The following is a 24015-nucleotide window of genomic DNA, read 5'->3' on the forward strand; positions in this document are numbered from 1 at the left end:
AATGTCGTTCTTCAAAGGCAACCGGCTCCGGCAGGAATACCTGGCCCCTAATAGGGCCAGGGTGATCTGTCTATTCAGTAGATACAAGTTCAAATCGAGTATCCAGCGAATGCATTACATCTTTAATCACACCATCCGCTTCATGAAGATCTCTTAAAGAATATCCGACCGTAATATGAGGATGAAAATGTCTCGGATTCCAGGCATCTTTATCGCCGCCATTTTTGACGAATTCTTCATAAATTAATTGCCGAATTTTCAATAAATTTTTAGATTTAACGATAAGAAAATACGTTTCTTCTGTTTTATCATTGATGCTTGCGACACCTCTTCCCAACCCCAAAATCTTCACATCCGAGTTTTGAATGCTATTCTCTACGGCAATCTCTTCAATTCGTTCTATGCTGACAAACTTCTTAATGACTTCAGAGTATTCTGGCGGTGTTATCACCGTGATATGCGCTTCCCCATCTTCATTCCATCCTGTGAAAAATCGCAAGGTATATTGTAGATAGCCTGAGAGTTCCTCTCGTATCGATTTAACAGGCTGGTATTGAATATTCATCGCGATCGCAGTATCGAAAGGACCTGATCCCCAATGCGATTCAAAGGGACGATTGCCATTAACATAAATATTTTTTGAAAGAGAGATTTGTTCGGCTGCGTAGCCACTCATACTAGCGAGAAGTAATACACCGATAGAGATTATTTTAAATATTAGATTCAACATTCCCTGTTTCATAACTTTTCTGTAATTGAATTTACTCAGTATGGATACTAACAGAGGCTTATGGAGCAGTCGAGAAGCTAGCAAACAATTTAATTTATATGTTCTGAATTTATCTTTTTGTAGATTTTACACAACGATTAAAACATGAAATAATGAGCATTTTATTATCAGTGCGCCAAACAAATGCAAAGAGAAAATCACCCTATCGCTAAGAAAATACCCGAGCAATTCTGGTTTAAGAACTTTGAGCTTAAAATAACATGGAATGATGCCGAGCTTATGAGAAAACCTTTTCAAGAAACAACTCGTCACGATTTTCCAGAAGATGATGTCCAAGCACTTATATTACTGAGAATATTTTATCCGGATTTACAACTGTCCGACTATATGCATTTCGCACAGAACACACTGGGTTTATCTCAGCAGAAAATCTTTACCATCAGCGCGATTATGGGATACCTGGATGTCTTGCAAAAAATTAAAGACCAATCCCCTGATGAATTTCTAATGCTGATACAAGACAAAGAGTATGAGGCTTTTTGCTGGGCAGCAGCAAATGGTCATCAAAAAATTATCGATTGGCTAGCCAGTGAAGCGCCGAATGAATTGCCATCAATGATTCGATCCCAATCCTATGACGGCTTTGATTTTGCAGCTAAGTATGGTCATTTGCATATTCTTAAATGGATGCAGAGAGAAGCACCGAATGAAATAATGACCATGCTCAGAAGCCGAGGATATCGTGGTATTCGATTTGCTGCGGTCGCGGGCCACACTCCTATCCTTGATTGGTTTAAAGAACAAGCACCTAAGGACGTGATTGCTATGATACAGCACGACTTCTATTATGGTTTTCGATTAGCCGCCGCTGCTGGTCATATTGACTCCCTGGAGTGGTTAAATAAAGAAGTACCTGAGGAATTAATTAAAGCGCTACAAGCAGATAACTATTGGGGCTTTTGCTTTGCCGGCTATGAAAACTTAGACTCTTTAAAATGGCAAAAAGAACATGCTCCTGATGCTGAGTTTCCAAAGATGTTAAAGGCAAGAAATTATCAAGCCTTCTGTGGAGCTGTTGAATACAGCAATATTGCTGCTCTTGACTGGTTTAAACAAGTGGCGCCAAATTTTCTTACTGCTATGATTGATACAGCCGAAAAGAATGTGACCCGAGGAGATAAAAGTAGAAAAGCTTTCGAGTGGTTATCGCAAAATAAACCGAATCAAACCACCGAAGGCCGCAGTAGCCAGGCTGGTATGTTCTCGGTCAAAACAATAGAAACCGGGCTTAGGTTAGAGGTTGATCAGGAGCAAAACCTACAAACCAGCTATCCAAACTAAAGCAAACGCTTAACTGACTTTTTCCTGGCCGCATGACCTCCTCCCTGCTTCGACTTGCTGCAGAACCTGGTAAGGCGCTTGTTAATAACCTCCGTTTATGGCGTTCACGAATAACTGCTCAGTCCTATCCTGAGGTTCGTATGCTCGAATCTCAGGTGACAATTTCGCTTTTTTCTCAGAGCCAATATGCAAAGGACTGGTTTCTTTTCGCTTTAGACTTGTTTTGCCAGATACATTGCAAGCTTCTGAGGCATGTCGTCCATTATTTCAGATAAAAAATAATGAGAATCTCTATCAGTTAGTTTAGTATGCATCATGAAATCATGCGTAAATATTATGCAAATGACTGCCCAGAAATATTAGTTCTACGTCTGATATCCCCTATCCTCTGAGCCTCATCAAATATCAAAATGGCTGTCTTGCGATCTGACATCATGAAATTTCTATGCTAGGCTTTTAGGTTCCCCATTAATAATCGATTAAGGAAAATCACTTATGAAGAAACTTATCTTATCACTTGGCTTGTCTTTGTTACCTGTGTGTAATACCGTTTTTGCAGATACTGATAATCAAGTTGGTGTAGATAATCCATTTGGTTCAAACGTAATCATCTTCGATCCCTCTATGCCCGCCAGTGAAATAAATAACAGGATTCTTCAAATCTACAATCAGCAAAATAATCCTGCGAATAACTACTCTGTGGATTTCTCTGATAATCGCTATGCCTTTATATTCATGCCGGGAAAATACGGCACTGCTTCATCACCGGTTGATGTGCGTGTTGGAGTGTATACCTCTGTTGTCGGTGCGGGACAAAAGCCCGATGATGTCGTCATAACCGGTGCCGTGCGTACTCAGGATAGACCCAATCTGGGTGGAGTCACCACCGTATTCTGGCGCTCAATGGAAAATCTTGCAATTATTCCTACCCTGGGCTCTCTTACAGATGGCTCTATTCCTAAAAACCAGAATGTCTGGGCAGTCTCTCAGGCATCACCAGCAAGACGCATTCACGTAATGGGCGATTTGCGTTTAAATGATGTAAGCTGGTCAAGCGGCGGCTTACTTGCAGACTCACGGGTGGATGGAACCATTTATTCAGGTACACAGCAACAATATCTGACAAGAAATACTCAGTTTAAAGCCTGGAATGGCAGTAACTGGAACATGGTGTTTGTGGGTATTACACCGGGAAGTCAGATACCTGCGGGTAATTGGCCCAATCCACCTTACAGTATCATTGATAAAGTACCTTTGATTAAAGAAAAACCTTATTTGGTATTTGATAAACTTACTAATCAATTCGCGCTTAATGTAAGAACACGTCGGAAAAATGTTTCCGGTACTGACTGGCATATTGCAGGCAAAAACCTGCCGATATCGTCATTTTATATGGTAAAACCAGGGGACAGCGCAGCCTCAATCAATGCAGCTTTACGACAGGGAAGCAATCTTTTTATTACCCCAGGGGTATATCATTTAACAGAAACCATTAACGTCACGAGAAAAAATACAATTATATATGGAATGGGATATCCGACCTTCGTTTCTGATACGGGCAAGCCAATCATGAATGTAAGCGATGTTGAAGGTGTTCAACTGGCTGGCTTCATGATCGATGGTGGTCCTGTTTCGGCCCCTGTTCTGCTGCAGGTAGGTGCTTCAGCGAACAATACAACCCATGTAGATCCTGTTTTCATTGATGATGTGTATTGTCGTGTAGGCGGACCCAATAACTACAAGAGTACCGCTGGAAGCTGTATGGTTATTAACAGCAATGATGTCGTTATTGATAACACCTGGTTATGGCGTGCAGATCATGGCTCGAATGTGGGCTGGACTCAAAACGCCGGTGATTATGGCATTATTATCAATGGCAATAATGTCAAAACCTACAACCTTATGTCCGAGCATTTTGAAAAATACAACGTCGTATGGAATGGAAATGGCGGAATTATGTATGAGTTTCAATCGGAGCCTGCCTATGATGTTCCCAGCCAGCAAGAGTGGATGGATGGAAATATTAATGGCTACGCTGTTTATAAAGTGGGAAGCAATGTGACTACTCATACGGCAATTGGTTTTGGTGTCTACACCAATTTTAAAAACGCTATTTGGATGGACAGTGCCATTTTAGCTCCCAAAGTACCCGGGGTTAATTTATCGCATATAATTGGATTTTGGCTGGGTGCGAATGGTAACTCTGGTTATAGACATTCAGTTAATAACGATGGCTGTGGTGTAAGTCAGAACAGCAGACTTTGCCATTATTCCAAGTGGCAGTGAAGGACCTGACTTTAGAAATCTTCAGGCTGACTCTCAATGCGAACCAAGTCAGCCAGAACAACTCAATCAGGCTTATGCCCATAAATCAGTAATCTAACTGCTTCTTTTTTTGATATATACTCAAGATAACCGCATCGGCCTGGATAGAATTACCTGTTATTGAAAGGGATACAATGAGTCTTTTTAAATTTTATCAAAGCTTATTCAGATATCAGAAAAAACAGCCTGTATTGTTTTCACTTTTATTTATCTCCGTCATCCTTTCGGTAGTGTTTCAATGCATTCAACCTGTGATCGTCGAGTGGTTAATTAATGATGTTTTAAAAACAAACAGTATTTCTCTGTTAGCGCTGACGATGTTTCTCTTACTGGCTAACTATATCCTTTTTATTTTTGCATTTCTGATGCGCACAAAAATTCTGTCCACTATGGGGGCAAAGATTATCAGTCATTTGAGATATAAAATGTTTGTTACTCTTCAGAATTTAAATCTGACTTCCTATTACAAAAAACAATCCTCTCCTCTGATCTCCTATTTTAGTGAACATCTTGCACTTATTGAAAGTACTACCCTGTTCTCAACCTGGAGTATTTTGAGTGATGTTTTACTTTGTTTTATTGCAGGAGCCCTTCTGTTTTATTTTGACTGGATTATTGCTCTGATTATTTTACCCAGCCTGGTAATAATTCTGGCGCTGCCACGTTTCTTTTTCAGAAAAACCGCGCAGGCAATAAGCGATAAACAAAAAATGGATGCGCAAATACTGGATAACATTCAAGAAAATATTAGAATGCAGGACGTAATACGATTAGAGCTTTTAAAAGAGTTCAAAAAAAACAAATTTAATTCCTTTCTCACACAATCAACAGAGGCAAATTATAGATATAACATCAACTTAGGTCTTTCCAGTGCCTCTTTGCTAATTGGCATCAATTTTTCCATGCTTTTGATTTATATTCTGGGAGGAATCCTGGTATTTTTTCATTTATTAAGCCTGGGCTCGTTTATTGCATTTATCCTGTTATTTAGAAATTTCTTATCATCAGTGAATAGCATCAGCAATACCTTGCCTGTCATTATGCGCTGCGCCTCAAGCTTGAAGATCATTGAGGATTTACTGGAGATGGAAGAAACATCCAGTAAAGAAGTTTTTCTTCCACGACTTCAGAAAGGAATTTATATAAAAGACGTTGCCTTTAATTATGATGACAGAATCGTCCTGAAACAGGTTAATTTTGAAATTGCAGCAGGAAAATTTCTAGGGATTGTTGGCCTGAGCGGCTCAGGTAAAAGCACCCTTTTAAAGCTTATTCTAAAGGAAATTACTCCTGCTTCAGGCACTATCATTTTTGATTCAAAGGATTATCGGGATTTCCCTCAGGAATCATTGCTTGCTCAGACTTCGGTGGTATTGCAGGAACCCAGGCTTTTTGAGGGAAGCATCCTGGAAAACATCAGAATGGGTCGTTTGGACGCATCAGACAATGAAATTATTGAGGCCGCAAAACAAGCTGGAATTCACAATGAAATTATGCAGCTTCCTGATACCTATAATACGCTTATAGGCCCTAAAAACTCAGATCTTTCTGGCGGCCAGAAACAAAGGATCTGTATAGCCCGTGCACTGGTTGCCAACCCTGCGATTCTTTGTCTAGATGAAGCAAGCTCAGCCCTGGATCCTTTTTCTTCTTCACTAATCGATGAAACCGTCGATAAATTAACCGGCTTGCATACAATTATTTCGATAACACACAGGCTAAGTTCGGTTGTCAATGCTGATTTGATACTGGTTATGAAGGAAGGTGAAATTGTGGAATCGGGTAACCACAGCACTCTGGTTAATCAAAATGGATTTTATAATCAGCTATGGAATAAACAAAAAGGCTTCACCTTAATGCCGGAACAGGGCTTTGTGCGAGTTAATCCTGCATGGCTTGAACACATACCTCTTTTTGCGGATTTCGATAAAGAGCTCATGGTTGACATTGCGAACAACATGACTACCGAGCGATTTGACAGACATGAAATTGTGTTTAAACAAGGTGAACAAGGGGACAAGTTTTATATTATCGCTATCGGTATGGTTGATGTGTTTTCTATTGAAGATGGCGAAGAAATAATTATCGCAAGTTTAAGTGATGGCGACTTTTTTGGAGAAGTCGCCTTGCTTTATAATTGTGAGCGAAATGCCACTGTCAAAACAAGTTCGACCTGCCTGTTTTTGTCTCTGTCTTCCGATGGTTTTTATAAAATTATTGAACATTTACCGAAAGAGAAAAAGGACTATTTGCTTGAGAAGGCCTATGCTCGTTTGAGCGGCGAACAAAAATTAAAAAACATCCATGCTCGTTTTACAGTTTAATAGTTTCTGAGCTTAGTACATTGCTCTTGTTCAAAGTAAGCATTCAATATAATGCTGCTAAATAGGACAGACAAGTTATTTATGGAACTTATTTTTCATTTATGGAAAAATGACGTCTCTTAAATGGAGTAAGGACAAAATTAAATGAAAAATAGTATGTTTAAACAGGAGCAAGCCACTTCCTCACCCGCGATTAAGCCTGTGATTGACTTGCAAGGATTTGAAATCAGCTCGAAACAAAGGCCAGTACCCGCCCTGCCTTCAATAACTGAAGAGTTATTGCAGAATTTACAGCATCACTTGGGAAATAAGTTTGTGGCTGAGGAGCTGATTAACAAATTGCCCAAAGTCGACCTCCATGTTCATGGAGAAGCCGGATTCATAACGGTTAAAAGAGCAAGGGAAATTGCCGCAAGAAATGGTCTTCAATTCCGTGAAGATCTTGTTCATGAGAGCGGTAACCTGTTTAAATATCGAGGGGTAGAAGACTTTCAGGGCTTTCTCGATGATTTTTTTGAAATTTCTGATTTTATTAGAACACCACAGGATATCGAAGACATTGCCTATGATTTTTACAGATATTGTTATGAAAATAATGTTATTTTCGCCCTCCCCGGCATATCCTGGGTCCAGTGCAAAAAATACATGAGTTTTACTGATTTTAATCAGGCTTACAACAGAGCATTAGTGAGAGGAATGCAGGATTTTGGCGAGATTAGTGTTTTAAGACTGCGTTATTATCAGGAGCGCCACCACTATCCAGAACCATTTAATGAGATTTGGAAAGATCTTAAAAATTGTCCTAATGGATTAATTACAACAATAGGCCTGGCAGGCAATGAAGGGCCATTTCCGTTTGAACTATTCAAAGAGTTTTACAAGGAAGGCAAAGAGCTTCGCTTATCAGCAGAAAACCCAGCCTGGTATTTCACGGCGCATATGGAAAAATCCTCGGATGCGAAGATTATACTGGAATCGACAGAACTTCTTGATTGGGTAGCACATGGGCAAAATAGTGCTGATGAGGAGGAGTACTTAAATATAATGAAAGATAAGGGCGTAACGCTTGAAAGCTGCCCTATAAGCGATATTACAGTATATCCTAATGAAATTCCTGGTTTGGATAAACACAAGCAATTTATAAAGTTTCTGGAAAAACAAATAATCTCATTGAACTCGGATGATCCGGCTTTTTTTGGTGGAGTTGACCGCGTATATCGGCAAGTTTTCGCTGCCAAACTGGCTGATTTGCAGCAATTGCTGCAATGTACAGTGAATGGATTATTACCTGCACAGCATGCAACCCAGGAAGAGCTCAAACAAAATCAACCTGTTTTTTATCAGGATCAGCAACGCATCGCAATGGCAGGATTGTTGAAAGTTCAGTTTTTCCAGTATTACTGCATGATGCTTCCTGCATTACTCAACTTATCCTCCGAAAGTGCGAAAAAATTGTTTGCAATTAATTTAAAAACTTCAGAAGCAAGCCTGGCTGAATTATTGTCTGAGTTTCGCCCTGTAGCTGATGAAAGCATCTCGAATGCGCTCTCTGGAATGCTCCAATGCAAATGCAAAATCCGCAGCCTTAGTCAGGCTATCCTCCAGACAACAGTCGATCTGCATAAAACTTATATTCAAAAATGCGAGAATGCAAAAACCAATCAGGATGATAACGAGGCTGATGACAAAAATGACTTTGGCCATGCAGTTGCATCAAACATTCTTTGCTTGAATGGAATGCTTTCATAACATAGAAGATAACCGGTCCCCACTGGGACCGTCTTAATCAGTAATCGTACTTCTGACTTTGACTGAATCCTTAAAATTCCAGACTGTAATAGGGAACCGCGCCCTTCTCTCGTTGATAAGCCACAAGCTGATCGATTCGCTTTCTTTCTTCTTCATTTAGTCCGCTCTGTTGTAGAAGATTTTGTTGCAGAAAACTATAACGATTTGATAATTCACTGGCGTGCATTATTTGCTTTGCCAGCAATACCTTGTTTAATTTATTTTCCTGTATCTCCTCATCGCTGAGTTTTCTTTTCTTACCAAAAAGAAGAAAGGTTCTTGATGCGGTTTTCACAGAAACGGTTTCCCGAGAAGCATTTTTTATTCTTAATTGCTCTTGCGAAGAAAATTTGGAGTTAAAATGCTGTGTTGTTTTTATTTTACAGTAGCGTTCCAGTTCATCAGGATCTTCAAAATTTACCGGTTTTGCTGCCTTTTCTTTCGCTTCAGAATTCTCTTCCCGCACTCTTTTCAAATCAGCAAGGCTATTGCTGAGTATGTTACGCGTGTTTTCGTTTAGAGAGTTCACTCTGGCCTGCAAGCTCCTAAGTTCAACATACACTGCAACCCGCATATGTCGGCAAGCCTCTCGCTGTCTTAGATTGAGTGAATTGTTTCGTAAAAGCAGATCGATTTTTGATAACGTTTTCTTTAATCGAAATATCTGAAATGGAATAGTCTCTGCTTCTTTGCATTGCCGCTCAAACCAGGCATCAATACAGGACTGGGAGCAGGATCCCATTTTCTGATGTTTTATCTGATGATCATCATCCAGTAATCGCCCCTGTCTTTGTAATTCGGATAATGGCTGCAACATATTTTGTAAACCGGTTTTAATATCCGGTGCGGTGGTGATTCTAGGCGCTAATAACTCTGGCATTAACGAGCCTGTTGCCAGCTCATCGATGTCAATTGGGCTTGTTTTTTTAGCGGGGCTTTTATCCAGGCCAAATACATTGTCTACAATTGAGGTTAGCCAACTATAACTTTTCTGGACACCATACCCGGTATTAATAAACAGGAAAACTGAAGAGTCCTTTTCAAGTTTTTCTACTTCAAACAGAGTCGCATGCCCTCCCTGAGTAGAGGCAAAACCGTGGCTAAAAAGGGCAGACTCCCCAAGACAAAGATTATCAATTTTTTTAATTGCTTCAAATGTCATTTCATCATGCAATTGTTCATTAAGCGTTTGTACATCCTGATGACGCCCATTCTTGATAAGATACTCTGTTTGTGTACGATGTCTCAAAACTCGCCCTTCCTGCTCCTCACAACTCTTGAGCTGCACCGCTATTCGCTTGAGTCGAAGCTGGATCTCAGATTGCTCGGGCAAGGTTCTGATATAATCATTTAAATCTGAAACATAATCACGATAAGCGATAACACTGGCATTTCCTTCCAGGTAATCGGGTACGTCTGTAACGGAAAGTAAAGAGCGATGCGACAAATTCGATAACTGCCTGTCGATATCTTTTTCACTATCCACAAGAGAATCAATTTGCTCATCTACAATGGATAGTACCCATTTATCCAGAAAGTCAAAGCTAAACTTCATCTTTTCCAAGCTTTGAATTTGTTTTTTTAATGACTTATTGAGTGAGAGAAGCCGAGATTCATCTTTCGGGACCCAGCCAAAGAAGTAGAAAATCTTCTTCCACCAGCTTTTTTTTTTGTAAATTTGCGTATCATAGAAGTGATTGTTTTTATCGAGAATTGATTTTAGAAAATCAATTTGCGCAACAAGGCTTTTCTCCTTATTTTTTTTATAATCTGTATGAAGTGTGCGTGCTTCATCGTATAAACTATGCAGGGTATAGCTTTTGTTAGGCTTTTGCATGAAATTTTTTAAATTTCGGCGAGATACTAAATTGTAGTGAACTGACATGAAATAATCGGATGATGCTATTTTTGACATATTGTATAATTTATCTAGCATGATGCCAAGCTATAGAAATAGTAATTGAAAAACTTGAAATAAAATACAGACGCCTTGAAACACAGCCCCACAAAGTATAAAATAAATCCTGTTTGATTTATTTCCGATACCAATGCCAAACAATTCTACTGAGACCATGCCTGTACCTGGCGATAATCCAAACGATAACATTTCTAAACACAGATACGCTGGCAGCCAGTTACAGGGGGGGCGTGCTTACCAGGAAGATACTGCCGCCTGGTTTAAATCAGACTCCGCTTCTTTGGATTTGACACCCCTTCAGATTGGCCAGCGTCTATGGACTGCTTATCGGCAAATTGACGCCGAAATACTTAGAGATAAAACACTTGAACAAGTCGGTTCAACCGCAGTTACAACAGTGATTAAAAATAATTTCCTAATTACCGCACTTCTTGCAGATGCTGCAGCATTCGCGGCTATTTATAATGAATCTGGCGAAGTGATTGATGTCTACAGATTAAATGCGAGAGAGCACAAGCCCAACCTCGAAAGAGCACGTATAATGGAATTCGAAGATTATTATGTTTTAAATGGCCGGGTTTGGGGCAGACTTGCCGTTTCCAGAGCAATTGGCGATGCCTTTTTTCTACCTGTTATCGCCGATTCGGATATTTCCATTGTTGACTTGTCCAATATTCCCGCAGGATATTCAGTAAAATTAATTAGCTGCTCAGACGGCTTTACAGATGGAGCACGCAAGCAGGTAAAAGAGCTGGGCGACGTTAAAAAGGGCCAGGAAAACTATCTGAAGGAAGCTATCGCCGCTGCTGGTAAAGCAGATACCATTTCAGAAGGGCAGCTTTCTGATCACCTTGCTTACTGGGCTATCACAAATGGCTCTAGCGACAATGTGACCGTCGCAGTGCAAACCGTTAAACGGCCAAATGAGGTGCCTGGTTTTATGGGCATGAGCGGTGTGTACGATGGCCACGGTGGACAACAGGTCTCGGCTTACATAGCTGCTCACATCCAGGATAAACTGGAAACCCTTTTCGCAATGAGTGAAGAGGACTATCAAAAACTTGAAGACAGCGCTTTTTCTCAGGAAAAAGCTTTTCTCCGCGACAATACCGATCTGAAAGTATTTGATCTGAATACCCGATTGAACGAGCCAAAGCCTGTTAACGAAACCTCCGCCGCTTCCGATGCAGAAAAATTATCCGCACCAGGCAGCTCCGGTTTCTTCCAGGCGAACAGTTCACCCAAAAAAGGATTGAAAAGGACAGTATCGGTATTGGACTTAAAGGCGGTTATAACGGATAAAGTAGATACAGAAGATGAGCAGCGCAATAAAAAAGCAAGGCAGGATGACAGCTCATCCTCCAGTTTTGCGCCGTGATAGAGACGGGTAGCTTAGTTCAGCTGCCATGACCCACTTTACCTGTCGTCTTTGCGAACAAAGTGAAGCAATCCAGATCGAAACTTGAACAAAGCAAGGAACTGGCTTGCTTCGCTAACGCTCGCAAAGACATTTTTTTGCGCCCCCATCTTCATTTACGCAACAATGTCTTCGTGGGAAGGACAGCCCATCTCTTCCAAAACAGAATCCATTTGCTGAAAATACTCTTCCCATGAGGGGTATTTAAAACTATTGATACGCTCGAGTTGTGCCCTTCTGCGACTACTCTCCGACGCAGCGTATTCTGAGATAAGTTCTTTCCAGCGCCTGCCATCCAAAGGATCAATATAGTCAGGAATATGTCCTGCAATTTCTTTAAACACTGCCAAATCGCTGGCAATTACTGGTACTTTCAGGGTTAAGGCTTCAACAAGAGGCAATCCAAACCCCTCACTGAACGATGGAAAAAGCAGAGCTTGAGAGTGAGAAAGATAGGTGACTAAATCTGCATCGGGGCAATGTGATAATTCAGTGACAAACGTTTTAAGAAAATGAGAACGCTCGAGAATGTCTACCACATTTTCACACTCCCAGCCACGTTTGCCAATGATGACTAAATGAGGAGCGTTTTCTCCCATCTGTTCCACTAACTGACGCCATATCTGCAGTATTAATAAATGGTTTTTTCGCGGTTCAATGGTACTTAACATCACAAAATAGGGCTTCTGGATTGGCCTTAAACCAGGTTCAATAGCTGGTGGAATTCCTGAACCCAGCAAAATAGCCTTAGTATAAGGTAAAACATAATTATGCTGCTTTGAATAAAGGATTAAGTCATTCAGAGTCGCTTCTGAATTGGTGATGATTGCGCTTGCCAGCGGTAGAATGGAAGCCATTTTTTCATGGTATCGCCGGTCTTCTCCTGGGCTGCAATATTCAGGATACGTAGTCGGTATAGTATCATGAACGATAAAAACGGGTTTAATACCCTCTTCTTTTGCCAGCCGCTGATAATCGGATTGTCCTAAACCGACATGACCCGTGTTTAGTAAAAAGGTTGGTTTCTCTTTATTCATTTTTTTGCGCGAGAAAATGCCGCTAATAAGATATTTAGCTAACTCAAAGCGAGTACCTTCACTGTTTAGCCATTTGAATAATGCCTGAGATTGGACCCGCGGTAAAATCCAGCTCCGGCCACTCCAGCGTACTAGCGCGAGCCCTCTTTCGCTATAATGATTGACGAAAGCCTGAGTAACCCTGTCAATACCCGTAACCGTTTGTTTTTTAAGCTTACGCCGCATTATCCGGGTGACATCAATAACAATATTCATTCAGAATCCTTAGGCAATATGCTGTTTCAGCCAATCCAGCATATACTCCTGAACCTCTGCTGGCGCTTGATCGATACTTTGCATGCATACAAACACAATATTCTTATTTTTATGAGCCTGATTCAGACGCATTTTTATTTTTGAAAAGGAATGGCTCGCTCCATTAACCATAGTCACCTGTTTTTTAACATCATGTACAGCCCGTTTTTCTTTTAAATCGAAATGAACCATCAAGGGTACGCTGGATACCTGCTCCGCATGTCGAAATGGAATGCGTATATTGCTGGAAAACAATTCAGAATTGTTTGTCATGTACTTCTCAAAAGAACTTCGAAATAATGGAAAAGGGGCATGCGGGAGAAGATAAAAATGCGTATCCCAGCCACTCATTCTGGCAGATTTTTCTTGCCATGCGCGATGAGGATTAGTCTTGAGAATTGGTTCCTTCAGACTAAACCATTGGCTAAACTGTTTTTGAAGCCGATAAGTCCATTTTTTCTCTGCCTGTACCTTCCATTCGCCTCGAAGAACTAATTGCTGGTTGCGAAAAAAGTCCTCAGGGCTGACCTCCCGAATGATAAAAAAATCGTCGTTGAGATAAAGAAATTGATCCGACAAGCCGGGAATATGCCAAATTAACCACTCTACACTGATGCTGTTGAATACCGGTGCTTTTGAGCCAAACTGTAAAAGCAATTCATTCTGATCAACTATTTTGATTTTTTTTGCCAGATTACTACCCTGTAAATCTGCGATTACCGAAGGAATTTGCTGATTGGTGATAATAAAGATTGTTCTAATCCAGGGGGCGAAACGATCAAGCGAAAGCAGGCAATACTGAATTTCATTACAGTGGTTAATACGTGTTGGTTCAACGGCCGTATGCTGTTTGATTCCCAATTGTTCGCAAAACGATCGCAGCTTCTCCAGATAAACAGGATCATGGCCGTCAACCCATGAAATAACCGCATCAATTGGATTCATATTCTCTCTGGGCTCTCTCACAAACTCACAATTTTAAAAGAGTTTAATTGAAAGTCCAGAAAACTATGAAATTTATTGAACTAAGGGCTTGAGGGGGGGCGTAATTGGGTAGAGTCCTTCAGGCATTGCAAGCTTAAGTTTCTTTTAAAAAATAAATGACTGTTTTCAGTCATCGCAGCACTCAATATAGATTTTTTGAATGACTCACCAAATGATTTAAAGACCTCAAGACTAGCAAGCGCTTCAGTCATTTCTGACAAATAAGACTCCCATCTTGGTTTTATATTGGTTAATTTATCATTTCTGCTGTTTAATAATCTGATAAAGCTGACTGCAAGCATTTTTAATTCTTTAGAACTCTTCTGCTCATTTTCCAGGATATCGACAGCAGCGACTCTCAACTCGTTTGCAAGTTCCAATATCTGTTTTCCTTCAGCAGGATAATAAATTGAAAGAGTCCAGGCGAATGCTTCCAGACGGGAAAGATGAAAATACAATCCCTGGCTATCAATGCTAAAAAAGAATAAACCACATGCCACATTTTCTTTTCCCGCAATCAATTGAACAGGAGCCTGATTACCCAGAAACTCCTGAGAATATATATCTTTTACCAAGGCTCGTTTAATCTCGATACGTTCCTTGTTTTCCAGCTTCCAGTTCACTTCGGCCGCCACCAGTTTTTTAAGCCTGTTATTGATACCATATTTATATTTTTCTACCAAGGCTCTACTGATGAGTTCGGGCATTAGACTTCGGAGGCCCAGCAGGGTTAATACAAGACTTTCTAATCGGACTCTTTTTATCGACTGATTAATTGAGATACATGAAAATCTGTCGCTCAGATCGTATGCTGATGAATTGGAAAACTGGTGCTTTCCAATATCAATCAGGCTTTGAACTATTGCATGTCCCTGAGGAGATGTTAAAACTACTCTTCTGTCATATAACCTGTTGAAAAAAATTGCATAATAACTCTCATATTGCTGATCAGGATCGCCTCTGCTCTCTTCTCTGAAGAGTTTGCAAGCCAGATCCCTTAATTCCACCTGAAAAGAAGATAGATTGCAATTGATACGATTGAGGCTGGAAATGCGTGAAAACAGCAGAGCGTATGAGGAATCATTCAATAGTTTATCTTCGACCGCTTCAGTCAGTTTCTGCCATCCCGGTTCATGGATTTGATAGTCATATTTATGAAGGTATTGCAATAACTCGAGTTTAAATCCAAGCTCGGCGCCTTCGGATTCAGGCGCTTCATAGGCTTGTTGTAATTGTAAAAACAGATGAAGCAAATTATTGGAAAAAGTAGAAAGTAATGATGAAAAATTAGCGGGAAACTTTTTAAGGAGAGTCATTATCGCTTCAAGAAGCTCTCGATCTCTAACCGGGATATCAAGCGTCCACAATGAGTGAATGAACAGATTATGATAGGCAGGAGGTATTATTTTAAAGAGATGCTCCCAGGCAGCTCTGACTGGCTTTGGTATGACACGATGAATAAAGCGGCGAAGTTGTAGTGAGCCTCCTTCAACTTTACAGTAGTCACTGCACAAACTGATATAAAAAAACTCGGAATGTTCCTGCATGAATAAATCATAGAATAATTTCCCCCTTCGCGAATTGGGCCGTAAGCCAAAACCCATTTCAAATTTCAGTTTTGGCCAAAGTTCATTTTCAATTTCGCTTAGTATCTCCCTCGCGGTAAAAAGAGACTCTTTCTCACTCTCACTATATTGGGAACGTTTTATTTGATCCCATCGGGGATAAGACGTGGTACAAAATGCCGCATTAGGGTATTTTTTAAGGAATTCAAGCTTTGGGTTTTTTAGTGCCAAAGCTTTTCTTAACAGACTCGCCTCAGATTCTGTAAGTGGTTGTCGCCCCTGAATTTTGTTTTGGATAATCGATTTGCTTTCCCTATTCAAATTATCGATGAAAGATTCACGCGCAGTTCCCCCATACAAGTAAAAATAATATATCTCCCCCTGAACCACTTGCAGGTAAATCTGGTCTTCTTTGAACTGAGTGAATAAACGGTGCATTATCAAGGGTCGTGCATAATTTTTTGGAATTTCCGGTTTGGGAATTGGAAGAACGGGTACAAAATCACTGGTCCATACAACAAAATCATTGGTATATTTTGCATGCAGCAAAGAGAGCCCGAGAATCATATGAACAAATTCTTTTAAGAGAATGGGTTTATCCTCACTTCCGAACTCCCTGAATAGATGATTAATGACACCCAGAGACCATTCCAGAGGCAAAATTTTATTAAAAATTTCCATTTCGACAAAATAAAAAACCTTATTAACAAAATTTGCCGCTAATTGTTTCTCATCATCATCCGCAATCCGTCTAATTAGTGGTGTCAGGAGTTCTTTATACCAAGGTGTCATAGTTCCGTGCCTGTTAATTAAATCCATTCCAAGTATTTTAATAAGAGATGGAAGTCCTTATAATTTAGTATATTCATAATGGTAGCTTAAGTTAAATCGAATGTGCCTGAAATAATGCCATTCAATTGACGCGCGCTTATTATTAACAGGGAACTGGTCAAATTTAATGTCAAAAATTTTTTTTTACACCGGCCAGAAAATTTTTAGCCTGCATCGGGCAATTACTCTCTTTTTTGTTTATCTGGGCCATTTATCCTATTGCTTCATATTCAAATGGCAGGATGTGCGATGGAGCCATACCATTCTCGGTACTCTGCACTCAGGATCAGTGCTGGTGTTTCCGCTCCTTATACTGAGCTGCCTGATTGGGATGTCTCTGGCTTATAGCATTAACTACATACTTGCACCATTCAATTTGCAGAATCAGGCATTGTTTATTGCACAAAGCACTATAATCCGCGATATGGCGCCCCTTCCGATTGGTTTTATTTTCTGTGTGCAATGCGGGCTTAATCTGATTAACCCGGATCATCCCAGTTTAAATCATACGCCAGATCGGGTAATGCTGGAGACCATTATTCCTTTGATTGTTGGCGTCAATATTACAGCGATGTTACTTTACACCTACATATCAGCGGCTTTTTTTCTCAGTGTTTTTTTAACCTTTTCCTATCTCTTGCATATGAGCACCGACGAATACCTTTTGCGCCTTTCAGAAATTATTAATCCAGCGGATGTAATCACTTCACTGATCAAAACTATTCTGTATGCGAGCATTGCCAGTTATACTGCAGGTTATTACTATTATTACGTTACCAATAAGGTGATGCCGGTCAGAAGAGCAGTTTCAAGAATTATAACCCGGGGTTTATTTTGGCTGGTTGTGATTAGTGTGTTGGTCAAACTGAACTTTACTTAACACTTTAGGAATTTCATGGAACAGGAAAGATTTTATATCGGAACAGGTATTTTTGTTTTTTTTGCTCTCATTCTAGCCGTATTTGGTACCTTATTCGTTTATAATCAATACCTTCATGGCAAAATTGAAACCTATGTCATGTTATTTAAAGGCTCTCTCAGCGGACTGGATGCTACCTCGCCTATCACCTATCGCGGCGTTAAGATCGGTGAAGTCAAACGCGTTGAGCTGACCGCTACCAAGTCCAAGACCAATGTATCTATTCCCGTGTATGTGGAATTCTTTGTCGAAAAATCATTTGAGCCTGGAGATAATCCAATTCAAATCCTTATCCAGAATGGGATCGTTGCTACAATTTCATCACCCAATTTGCTGACAGGTATCTCCACTATTGAGCTGGTTCTTGCGGAGAAAAAGCAGGCTTCTGTCAAGGCGAGAACTTTTCATGGCGTGCCTTTATTTCCAACAGAAGTGGTTGTCGAAGACGATATGAGCGCCAAAGATACGATGCGAACGGCCAGGCGTACACTGAATGACATCAGTAATTTTGTTAAATCGAAAGAACTAAAAGAAGCGATTATAGCTATTCAGACAATGGCTGACAGTATTAATCAATTTGCCGATCTGATGACAGGCCAGATTCCAAGCGCCTTAATCTATTGGAATGAAAGTTTAAAAGAGGTATCCAAAATGGCCTATTCCGTGCGCACGCTTACTGATTATCTGGCGCGCCATCCCGATGCCTTGCTAAGAGGAAGGTGATGAAAAAATATCTCTTAATTGTACTGACGTTACTCTTGGTTGCCTGTGGTCGAAGTAAAGAGCCCTTGTTATATGTTATTAATCCCATTTTAAATACAAGCTCACAGGCATACAGTCATTCAGTGATGCGTATTGGCATAGACGATGTGAGTATACCGGAGTATCTGGCCAAGCCCCAGCTGATGTTTTTTCTTAGCGCTAATCAGAGTAAAATGGAAGATGATCATCAATGGGCTGAAGGTTTGCAGAGTAATGTTAAAAGAGTGCTTCGCAGCAATCTCTCCACACTTATCCCTAATGCCGTGGTCGAAGTAGCTCCCTGGGACCCCAAATTTGATCCTGCCATTCAGCTTCAGGTAAACATTAACGAATTTAAAGTGGATAGTCAGGGTAACAGTATCCTGCAGGCAGATTACGTGATCTATGGACCATCCGTTGAGAACAGGAAATACAGTGCTTACTATCACATCAAGTTACCTGTTGTTAACCAGCAAACCCTTGTAAGCAGTATGAACGCGAATTTTACCTGCTTAAGCCGTGATATCAGCCGCCACATCCCAGTAAAATTTGCGGAGAAACCCAAGGAGTCTCCGGAGACTTCCCTGCCGCCGCTAACTACGAAATAAGGCCAAGCCCTAACCCCACTGTTATTAAGTTAAGGAATTTAGTCATTCCCGCAAAGGCGGGAATCCATTCCTCAATTGGCACTATAGCTCGCTCAGAGATGGATCTCCGCCTTCGCGGGGAAGACAGTTTAATATACATTTGAGCTTAACTTAATGCGAAGCGCCCGGCCTACTGGTTCGCGAATAAACTGCCAGAAGAATCTCCTCTTCCAATCCCTTTGCGATATAAATGGGCTTTTCGACTCCATTAATAATGATTGAAAAGACCAGCGGACTTCTTTCAGGACGCATCAGAAAACCGGATAAGGAGGAAGCGTCATGCAGCGTTCCTGTTTTGGCATATACCAAATGATTTAGATCCGTCTTGGTCATTCGTGCCTTCAGACTGCCGCTGCTGCCTGATTGCGGCAAGGCTTTAAAAAGAATTTCACGCAACTTTTGATTTTGATACAAGGAGTCCAGCAGATTAACGAGTTGCTGAGCAGTTAACAGGTTGTAACGTGTTCCCTCACCATCATAAAGAGCAATTTTCTTAACATCAACTGAGGTATTTTTGCTTAAAATCTGTTTAATCGCGAATACCCCTTGCTTGTAGGAACCCTCACCCGTAATAGCAAACCCCAATTCTTTAGTGAAACTATTCGCATAAAGATTATCTGACTCTTGCAGCATGTGACTAATCAATTGTTCAGTGGCAGGTGATTCCAGGCTGGCGATCATCTTAGCATCGGCAGGCGCTTTGCCGGTATTCACATGACCGTTCAAAGCAATATGATGTATTTTGAGATAGTCTTCAATTAACTTCCTGGCTCTTGCTACAGGCTGTGGAACGGCAAGCCTCATTACCTTGGGATCTTTAGTCTGAGCGAGACAACCATAGAGTTTCAAGGTATTGCCAGGCATGACTTCAATATTCATATTGCAATGATTTTTTTCGGTTTGAGCAGATACCGTATTCACCTCATTGATGAGATGGAGTGGATTATCAGGTTTCTGCGATTCAATTTTGACCCGCTTGTTTAAAATTCTGGCGCTGGTAAATTTAAATGCAACCTCGTTCGCATCAAGAATGGCCGCTGTATCAGGAGCTGCATAGTACCAGCCCAGATCGTCAAAGGAGGTTCCTCCAGGATAATAGGGCGGTTTAAAATGTGATACATCGATTATCAAATTCCCTTTGATCTTCTTTGGAAGACTTGCAAGCAAACTGGCCAAATCCTTGGAGGTTAATGATGGAGACCCATTGAAAACCACATAAACATCATTCCCTTTTGTCATTAATTGAGTTTTGAACTTATATTCCGGAGTTAATTGATAGAGCGCTGCCGCCGCGGTTAGCAGCTTGGTGCTGCTTGCTGGTGCCAATAGCTTATCCGGATTTTTACTGTAGACTATTTCGTTTGTAACAACATCTTTTACCACTATCCCAACAGTCGCCTGGGGCAGTTTCTGTTGAATTAATTGCTCAACTTTCTCACTAAGATCAGCATGGACAGAGGTGCTGAAGAATAGAAACAGTATGCCGACAAAACGCATAGAGCTCTCCCTTTAATCAAGTTAATTTATACTGTAGGGGCGGAAGGAGTAATGGGATCTTTGGACATTTCTCCTATACCCAATGCTAAGGCCAACAGTCCGGAATAAACTGCCTCCAATATAAAATACGCTTTACATAGTGCATGCTCATCGTTGGCACATTCCTCACCCATTACGTACAAAGCAATGATTAATGCCAGCTGAGTTAAAGTAATCCCGGCTTCCAGTCCATTAATGATTTTTTCACTTATGTGGGTTGATGTGCTAAACATTGTGTAACCGGACGAACCAATCTGTACGACTTTGCTTGGAATTGCATTGAGGGTACCGCCGCTAATGGCATTAAGTCCATTTTCCACAACTGTAGCCACAGCGGATGCTTTTTGTGCACCCCGATGAGTTGATGAGGATGAATAGTAAGGGCCAAATAAGCCAGACATAGAAATCTCCTTTATGCTGCAAGGTCCAAACTATATCTGGTTTCGAGTAAAAACAAAAAGAATTTTGTATCAGGCCTGCGTTCGAATCACATTACTTTAGTAGGCGATTGATCATCCAGCTTAGAATCATTCCCTCTTACCTCTTTAATCTGTTCTTTGAAACTTAAAAATTTCATTGAATCCTTGACGCTGCTAACAGTCTGCTCCGCCTTGGTTTCTTTTGGTTTAAGGGATGGGAAATATTGGCCTATCCAGGATAATAGTTTCTGGAATTGGCGGCCAAGCCAGTTTTTACTTTTTGAAGACAATTGATCTTCGGCAGTTTCAATCATTGTTAGCGCTGTTTTTCTAAATGCCTGAAGGTCTTTTTTGTCATGAGCCTGTCCGGAGAAGTAATTCATTCCATGAATGGTCAGCTTATCGGCCATCTCTCTGATAATCATTCGATCTTTACTATTAACTTCAGACGATTCTGCGCGTCCTCTTAATTTAATCAGCGCGTCAAAAAATAATTTTTGATTGGCCTCTTCCTTCTCAAACTGATGGACTGTACTAACTGAGTGACTCACAAATACATCATAGTCTTTTGCCAGTTCTGACAAAGGATTACTGGGTGGAATATTTGCAGCCACCAGCGCTTCCTGCATAAGAGTATTGTCTTTGAGGATGTTTTCTTTATAGCGCTCTATAAAATCGTTGGCCAAATCAGCAGGTAAAGCATCAACCATGCTCGTTAATTGAGTAATCAACACCCTGTAGGATAATTGAGAAGGTACTTCTTTGTTTTGAGCGGCTTTAAACATAATTAAATGCGTCATCAGCTGATCAAAAACCTCAGGGCTTTTGTTTGCAATGGAGCTAAATTGATTATGGTTCTGAATAATGAACCTGATGTCTTCATCGGGTAAACTCATCTGTTCAGGATACGCCAGTTTCCAGAGCGCTATCATTTTATCCAGTTTCCAGGCATTTTCCGGTTTATCTAAATCGGCAGCATGGGTATTTAGTGCATCGAGCACCTCTTTTGCTGGTAAACCCTTGTCGACATAAGGCCAATATTTATCAAATTTCTTTTGGTTCGCAAAAGGAATGTCTCTTAATGCTTCATATTTCCAGACAATGACATCATCCTTGGGTGCAGGCATTAAAAGAGCTTCTTTTTCCTTTAGATTACTTACAACAAACTCCCCCTCCCTCAATAGCTCTTTAATCTCGGGATTTGCTCTGAAAAATTCGTGAAGAGCTTTAGGTTCATTGTTATTTACAAAATCAGTGAGTGACAGGGATTTAGTTGCCAATTTCTCCTCTAAATTTCTTAAAAACGCGACAATGGCTTCAGAAGGTTCAGGAAGATGGCGATTTAAACGTTGAGCGAAATTCTCCCGATCATATAAATAGAAATCCAATAGCTTATTAATTGTAGGAAACTGATAAGGAACAAGTGGTTTTAACTCAGGGCGTCCATTGATATCAAAGTGTTCTGCATTCATTAATTGAGTCATAAACTCTTTATCAGAATCACTGCCGATGAAATGAACCGCATCATTTCGTTCCCATAAACCTGATGCGGGATTGAAGTTGAAATGAATCGTTAATCCTGCATCGATATTATGAAGCATTTCTCCATTAGTGTCCCAAAACTGAATACCTTGGATGAAATAAGTTTGTGTAAATTCATCACCATTCTTTTCAATATTCCATCGACTGGAGGCTGTATTCCACTTAGCAATGATACCTCGCTGGGTGTAGAGTTCAGAGTTTTGCAAGTGAGCAATACAATAATTTATTGCATAGGAAAGATGTTGGGACTGAGCCTTAACCAGATCTAATGCCTGTGTTTCTGAAATCTTTAGCACTTCAACGAGCTCAGACACAGCGGTAGTATTATTTAGCACAACAGTTTGGCCATTAAATGTCAGATCACGTTCAGAATCCTTCACAATTTGCAGCTTATTACCCGGAATGATTTCTTCTTTTACTTTTAGGTTTTCACGGTTAAGCAGCAATTGAGGGTTTTTTGTTTCTGCAATAGAGATTATTGAATTAAGTTGTTTTTCAAGTTGCGCTTTGACAGTCACTAGCTGATTCTTAAAATCATCTACTGACTCGACAGGTTGTAGTGCCTTATACACCGCCTTGGGTGCATCGGTATTATAAAGATCGAACTGAGCATACCACTCGTGAAACTCCGGACTATCCGTAGGATTTTCCGGATTACTAAAGGATACTGGTTTAACCTGGTTATATAACGTACTGGGTAAAGAAAACATTAAGGCATAGAGCTGAAACCGGTCAAGATTAGTAGACTCAGGACGCAAGGGAATTTTGCGTAGAAATTCCTCCATACGAGAATCAAACTGATATTGTTCATTTAACCTACCCTCTTGTGAGAAGAACGGCTCAAGATCAGCATTTTCCAGTTTTATTTTGTGCTTGTCCAACCAAATTGCCTGAGGACCATTCAAGGCCTCAGTCAAGAGATGATTATCCTCCAGGGTCTTCAGGATCAAATCAATATACTGTATGGCAACAGTAAGAGTTCTTTCTTCTTTTGTCTTTGCTGGCATTGTCATTGCAACTATCTATTTGGGTATATAGTATTAGTTTAATGTATGAGGCTTAAATAAATGTTAAGGATTTGAGATTTATTTAGAGACAGGGTCCAAAATACAGTCTTTGCGAGCGTCAGCGAAGCAATCCACCTCCTGACTTTATTCAAGATTCGATCTGGATTGCTTCACTTCGTTCGCAAAGACGACAGTGTCGTGAGATTTTATCGATGCCATTTTTGCGGATGCGATTCACGCATTATCAAGACGGCCAGCAAACTAATTAAGAAGCAAACCGGCATGACTAACAAGGCTTTATTATAACTCGCCACAGTATACACATGAATGCCGCGAGTATTCACCCATTCCGTGCTCTGATGAAGAAATACGCCGACCAAAGAAGGATTTGAGATTTATTCAGAGACAGGGTCCAAAACACAGTCTTTGCGAGCGTCAGCGAAGCAATCCACTCCTGACTTTATTCAAGATTCGATCTGGATTGCTTCACTTCGTTCGCAAAGACGACAGCGTCGTGAGACTTTATCGATGCCATTTTTGCGGATGCGATTCACGCATTATCAAGACGGCCAGCAAACTAATTAAGAAGCAAACCGGCATGACTAACAAGGCTTTATTATAACTCGCCACAGTATACACATGAATGCCGC

General features: G+C 40.6%; 17 protein-coding genes. 8 read left to right on the forward strand and 9 right to left on the reverse strand.

Features of this window, described 5'->3' with window-relative positions; genetic code table 11:
* Positions 1–70: 70 nt before the first annotated feature.
* The gene (locus tag E1O89_RS12575; RefSeq protein ID WP_165483153.1) at positions 71–730 is read right to left on the reverse strand and encodes a 2'-5' RNA ligase family protein; all 660 of its coding nucleotides are present in this window, start codon (positions 728–730) and stop codon (positions 71–73) included.
* Positions 731–913: 183 nt separating this feature from the next.
* Here E1O89_RS12575 and E1O89_RS12580 point away from each other — a divergent pair, with 183 nt between their 5' ends.
* The 4 genes from E1O89_RS12580 to E1O89_RS12595 all read left to right on the forward strand — a co-directional run bounded on the left by E1O89_RS12580 (position 914) and on the right by E1O89_RS12595 (position 8469).
* Positions 914–2071, forward strand: a complete 1158-nt coding sequence (locus E1O89_RS12580; RefSeq protein ID WP_133140436.1) for an ankyrin repeat domain-containing protein — start codon at positions 914–916, stop codon at positions 2069–2071.
* 495 nt (positions 2072–2566) lie between these two features.
* Complete coding sequence (locus E1O89_RS12585; protein WP_133140437.1) at positions 2567–4357, forward strand: coagulation factor 5/8 type domain-containing protein; 1791 nt, start codon at positions 2567–2569, stop codon at positions 4355–4357.
* A gap of 173 nt (positions 4358–4530) precedes the next feature.
* On the forward strand, positions 4531–6720 hold the full coding sequence (locus E1O89_RS12590) for an ATP-binding cassette domain-containing protein (RefSeq protein ID WP_133140438.1): 2190 nt from the start codon (positions 4531–4533) through the stop codon (positions 6718–6720).
* 144 nt (positions 6721–6864) lie between these two features.
* The gene (locus E1O89_RS12595; protein WP_133140439.1) at positions 6865–8469 is read left to right on the forward strand and encodes a hypothetical protein; all 1605 of its coding nucleotides are present in this window, start codon (positions 6865–6867) and stop codon (positions 8467–8469) included.
* A 70-nt stretch (positions 8470–8539) separates the two neighbouring features.
* Here E1O89_RS12595 and E1O89_RS12600 read toward each other — a convergent pair whose 3' ends face one another.
* Entirely contained in the window at positions 8540–10345 is a 1806-nt protein-coding gene (locus E1O89_RS12600; RefSeq protein ID WP_133140440.1) for a hypothetical protein, read from the reverse strand.
* A gap of 211 nt (positions 10346–10556) precedes the next feature.
* Between E1O89_RS12600 and E1O89_RS12605 the strand changes: the two genes are divergently transcribed.
* The gene (locus E1O89_RS12605; protein ID WP_133140441.1) at positions 10557–11804 is read left to right on the forward strand and encodes a PP2C family serine/threonine-protein phosphatase; all 1248 of its coding nucleotides are present in this window, start codon (positions 10557–10559) and stop codon (positions 11802–11804) included.
* A 155-nt stretch (positions 11805–11959) separates the two neighbouring features.
* Here the strand turns inward: E1O89_RS12605 and E1O89_RS12610 are convergent, their stop codons facing one another.
* From E1O89_RS12610 to E1O89_RS12620, 3 genes are all read right to left on the reverse strand, one after another.
* Complete coding sequence (locus tag E1O89_RS12610) at positions 11960–13135, reverse strand: glycosyltransferase family 4 protein (RefSeq protein ID WP_133140442.1); 1176 nt, start codon at positions 13133–13135, stop codon at positions 11960–11962.
* A 9-nt stretch (positions 13136–13144) separates the two neighbouring features.
* On the reverse strand, positions 13145–14119 hold the full coding sequence (locus tag E1O89_RS12615) for a Stealth CR1 domain-containing protein (RefSeq protein WP_133140443.1): 975 nt from the start codon (positions 14117–14119) through the stop codon (positions 13145–13147).
* A gap of 80 nt (positions 14120–14199) precedes the next feature.
* Entirely contained in the window at positions 14200–16515 is a 2316-nt protein-coding gene (locus E1O89_RS12620; protein WP_133140444.1) for a hypothetical protein, read from the reverse strand.
* Between the two features lie 166 nt (positions 16516–16681).
* Between E1O89_RS12620 and E1O89_RS12625 the strand changes: the two genes are divergently transcribed.
* From E1O89_RS12625 to E1O89_RS12635, 3 genes are read left to right on the forward strand one after another with little or no spacing between them, the layout of a single operon-like run.
* On the forward strand, positions 16682–17434 hold the full coding sequence (locus E1O89_RS12625; RefSeq protein ID WP_133140445.1) for an ABC transporter permease: 753 nt from the start codon (positions 16682–16684) through the stop codon (positions 17432–17434).
* A 15-nt stretch (positions 17435–17449) separates the two neighbouring features.
* On the forward strand, positions 17450–18196 hold the full coding sequence (locus E1O89_RS12630) for an MlaD family protein (protein WP_133140446.1): 747 nt from the start codon (positions 17450–17452) through the stop codon (positions 18194–18196).
* Entirely contained in the window at positions 18196–18822 is a 627-nt protein-coding gene (locus tag E1O89_RS12635; protein ID WP_133140447.1) for a membrane integrity-associated transporter subunit PqiC, read from the forward strand. Before E1O89_RS12630 ends, E1O89_RS12635 begins: the two co-directional genes overlap by 1 nt.
* Positions 18823–18972: 150 nt before the next feature.
* Here E1O89_RS12635 and dacB read toward each other — a convergent pair whose 3' ends face one another.
* The 4 genes from dacB to E1O89_RS15480 all read right to left on the reverse strand — a co-directional run bounded on the left by dacB (position 18973) and on the right by E1O89_RS15480 (position 23709).
* A complete protein-coding gene (dacB, locus tag E1O89_RS12640; protein ID WP_133140448.1) occupies positions 18973–20358 on the reverse strand; it encodes a D-alanyl-D-alanine carboxypeptidase/D-alanyl-D-alanine-endopeptidase in 1386 nt (461 codons plus the stop codon).
* Positions 20359–20384: 26 nt separating this feature from the next.
* Positions 20385–20798, reverse strand: a complete 414-nt coding sequence (locus tag E1O89_RS12645; RefSeq protein WP_133140449.1) for a hypothetical protein — start codon at positions 20796–20798, stop codon at positions 20385–20387.
* Between the two features lie 86 nt (positions 20799–20884).
* A complete protein-coding gene (locus tag E1O89_RS12650; RefSeq protein WP_133140450.1) occupies positions 20885–23365 on the reverse strand; it encodes a hypothetical protein in 2481 nt (826 codons plus the stop codon).
* A 206-nt stretch (positions 23366–23571) separates the two neighbouring features.
* Complete coding sequence (locus tag E1O89_RS15480) at positions 23572–23709, reverse strand: hypothetical protein (protein WP_165483154.1); 138 nt, start codon at positions 23707–23709, stop codon at positions 23572–23574.
* Positions 23710–24015: the final 306 nt, after the last annotated feature.

The organism is Legionella genomosp. 1 (assembly GCF_900640215.1).
Lineage (GTDB): Bacteria > Pseudomonadota > Gammaproteobacteria > Legionellales > Legionellaceae > Legionella_C > Legionella_C quinlivanii_A.

Excerpts from the sequence above, each read along its gene's own strand:
- E1O89_RS12615 (WP_133140443.1), bottom strand. The coding sequence starts at position 14,119 with ATGAATCCAATTGATGCGGTTATTTCATGGGTTGACGGCCATGATCCT.
- E1O89_RS12605 (WP_133140441.1), top strand. The coding sequence starts at position 10,557 with ATGCCAAACAATTCTACTGAGACCATGCCTGTACCTGGCGATAATCCA.
- E1O89_RS12590 (WP_133140438.1), top strand. The coding sequence starts at position 4,531 with ATGAGTCTTTTTAAATTTTATCAAAGCTTATTCAGATATCAGAAAAAA.
- E1O89_RS12650 (WP_133140450.1), bottom strand. The coding sequence starts at position 23,365 with ATGCCAGCAAAGACAAAAGAAGAAAGAACTCTTACTGTTGCCATACAG.
- E1O89_RS12630 (WP_133140446.1), top strand. The coding sequence starts at position 17,450 with ATGGAACAGGAAAGATTTTATATCGGAACAGGTATTTTTGTTTTTTTT.
- E1O89_RS12635 (WP_133140447.1), top strand. The coding sequence starts at position 18,196 with ATGAAAAAATATCTCTTAATTGTACTGACGTTACTCTTGGTTGCCTGT.
- E1O89_RS12620 (WP_133140444.1), bottom strand. The coding sequence starts at position 16,515 with ATGACACCTTGGTATAAAGAACTCCTGACACCACTAATTAGACGGATT.
- E1O89_RS12585 (WP_133140437.1), top strand. The coding sequence starts at position 2,567 with ATGAAGAAACTTATCTTATCACTTGGCTTGTCTTTGTTACCTGTGTGT.
- E1O89_RS12645 (WP_133140449.1), bottom strand. The coding sequence starts at position 20,798 with ATGTCTGGCTTATTTGGCCCTTACTATTCATCCTCATCAACTCATCGG.
- E1O89_RS12600 (WP_133140440.1), bottom strand. The coding sequence starts at position 10,345 with ATGCAAAAGCCTAACAAAAGCTATACCCTGCATAGTTTATACGATGAA.
- E1O89_RS12610 (WP_133140442.1), bottom strand. The coding sequence starts at position 13,135 with ATGAATATTGTTATTGATGTCACCCGGATAATGCGGCGTAAGCTTAAA.
- E1O89_RS12575 (WP_165483153.1), bottom strand. The coding sequence starts at position 730 with ATGTTGAATCTAATATTTAAAATAATCTCTATCGGTGTATTACTTCTC.
- E1O89_RS12625 (WP_133140445.1), top strand. The coding sequence starts at position 16,682 with ATGTCAAAAATTTTTTTTTACACCGGCCAGAAAATTTTTAGCCTGCAT.
- E1O89_RS12580 (WP_133140436.1), top strand. The coding sequence starts at position 914 with ATGCAAAGAGAAAATCACCCTATCGCTAAGAAAATACCCGAGCAATTC.
- dacB (WP_133140448.1), bottom strand. The coding sequence starts at position 20,358 with ATGCGTTTTGTCGGCATACTGTTTCTATTCTTCAGCACCTCTGTCCAT.
- E1O89_RS12595 (WP_133140439.1), top strand. The coding sequence starts at position 6,865 with ATGAAAAATAGTATGTTTAAACAGGAGCAAGCCACTTCCTCACCCGCG.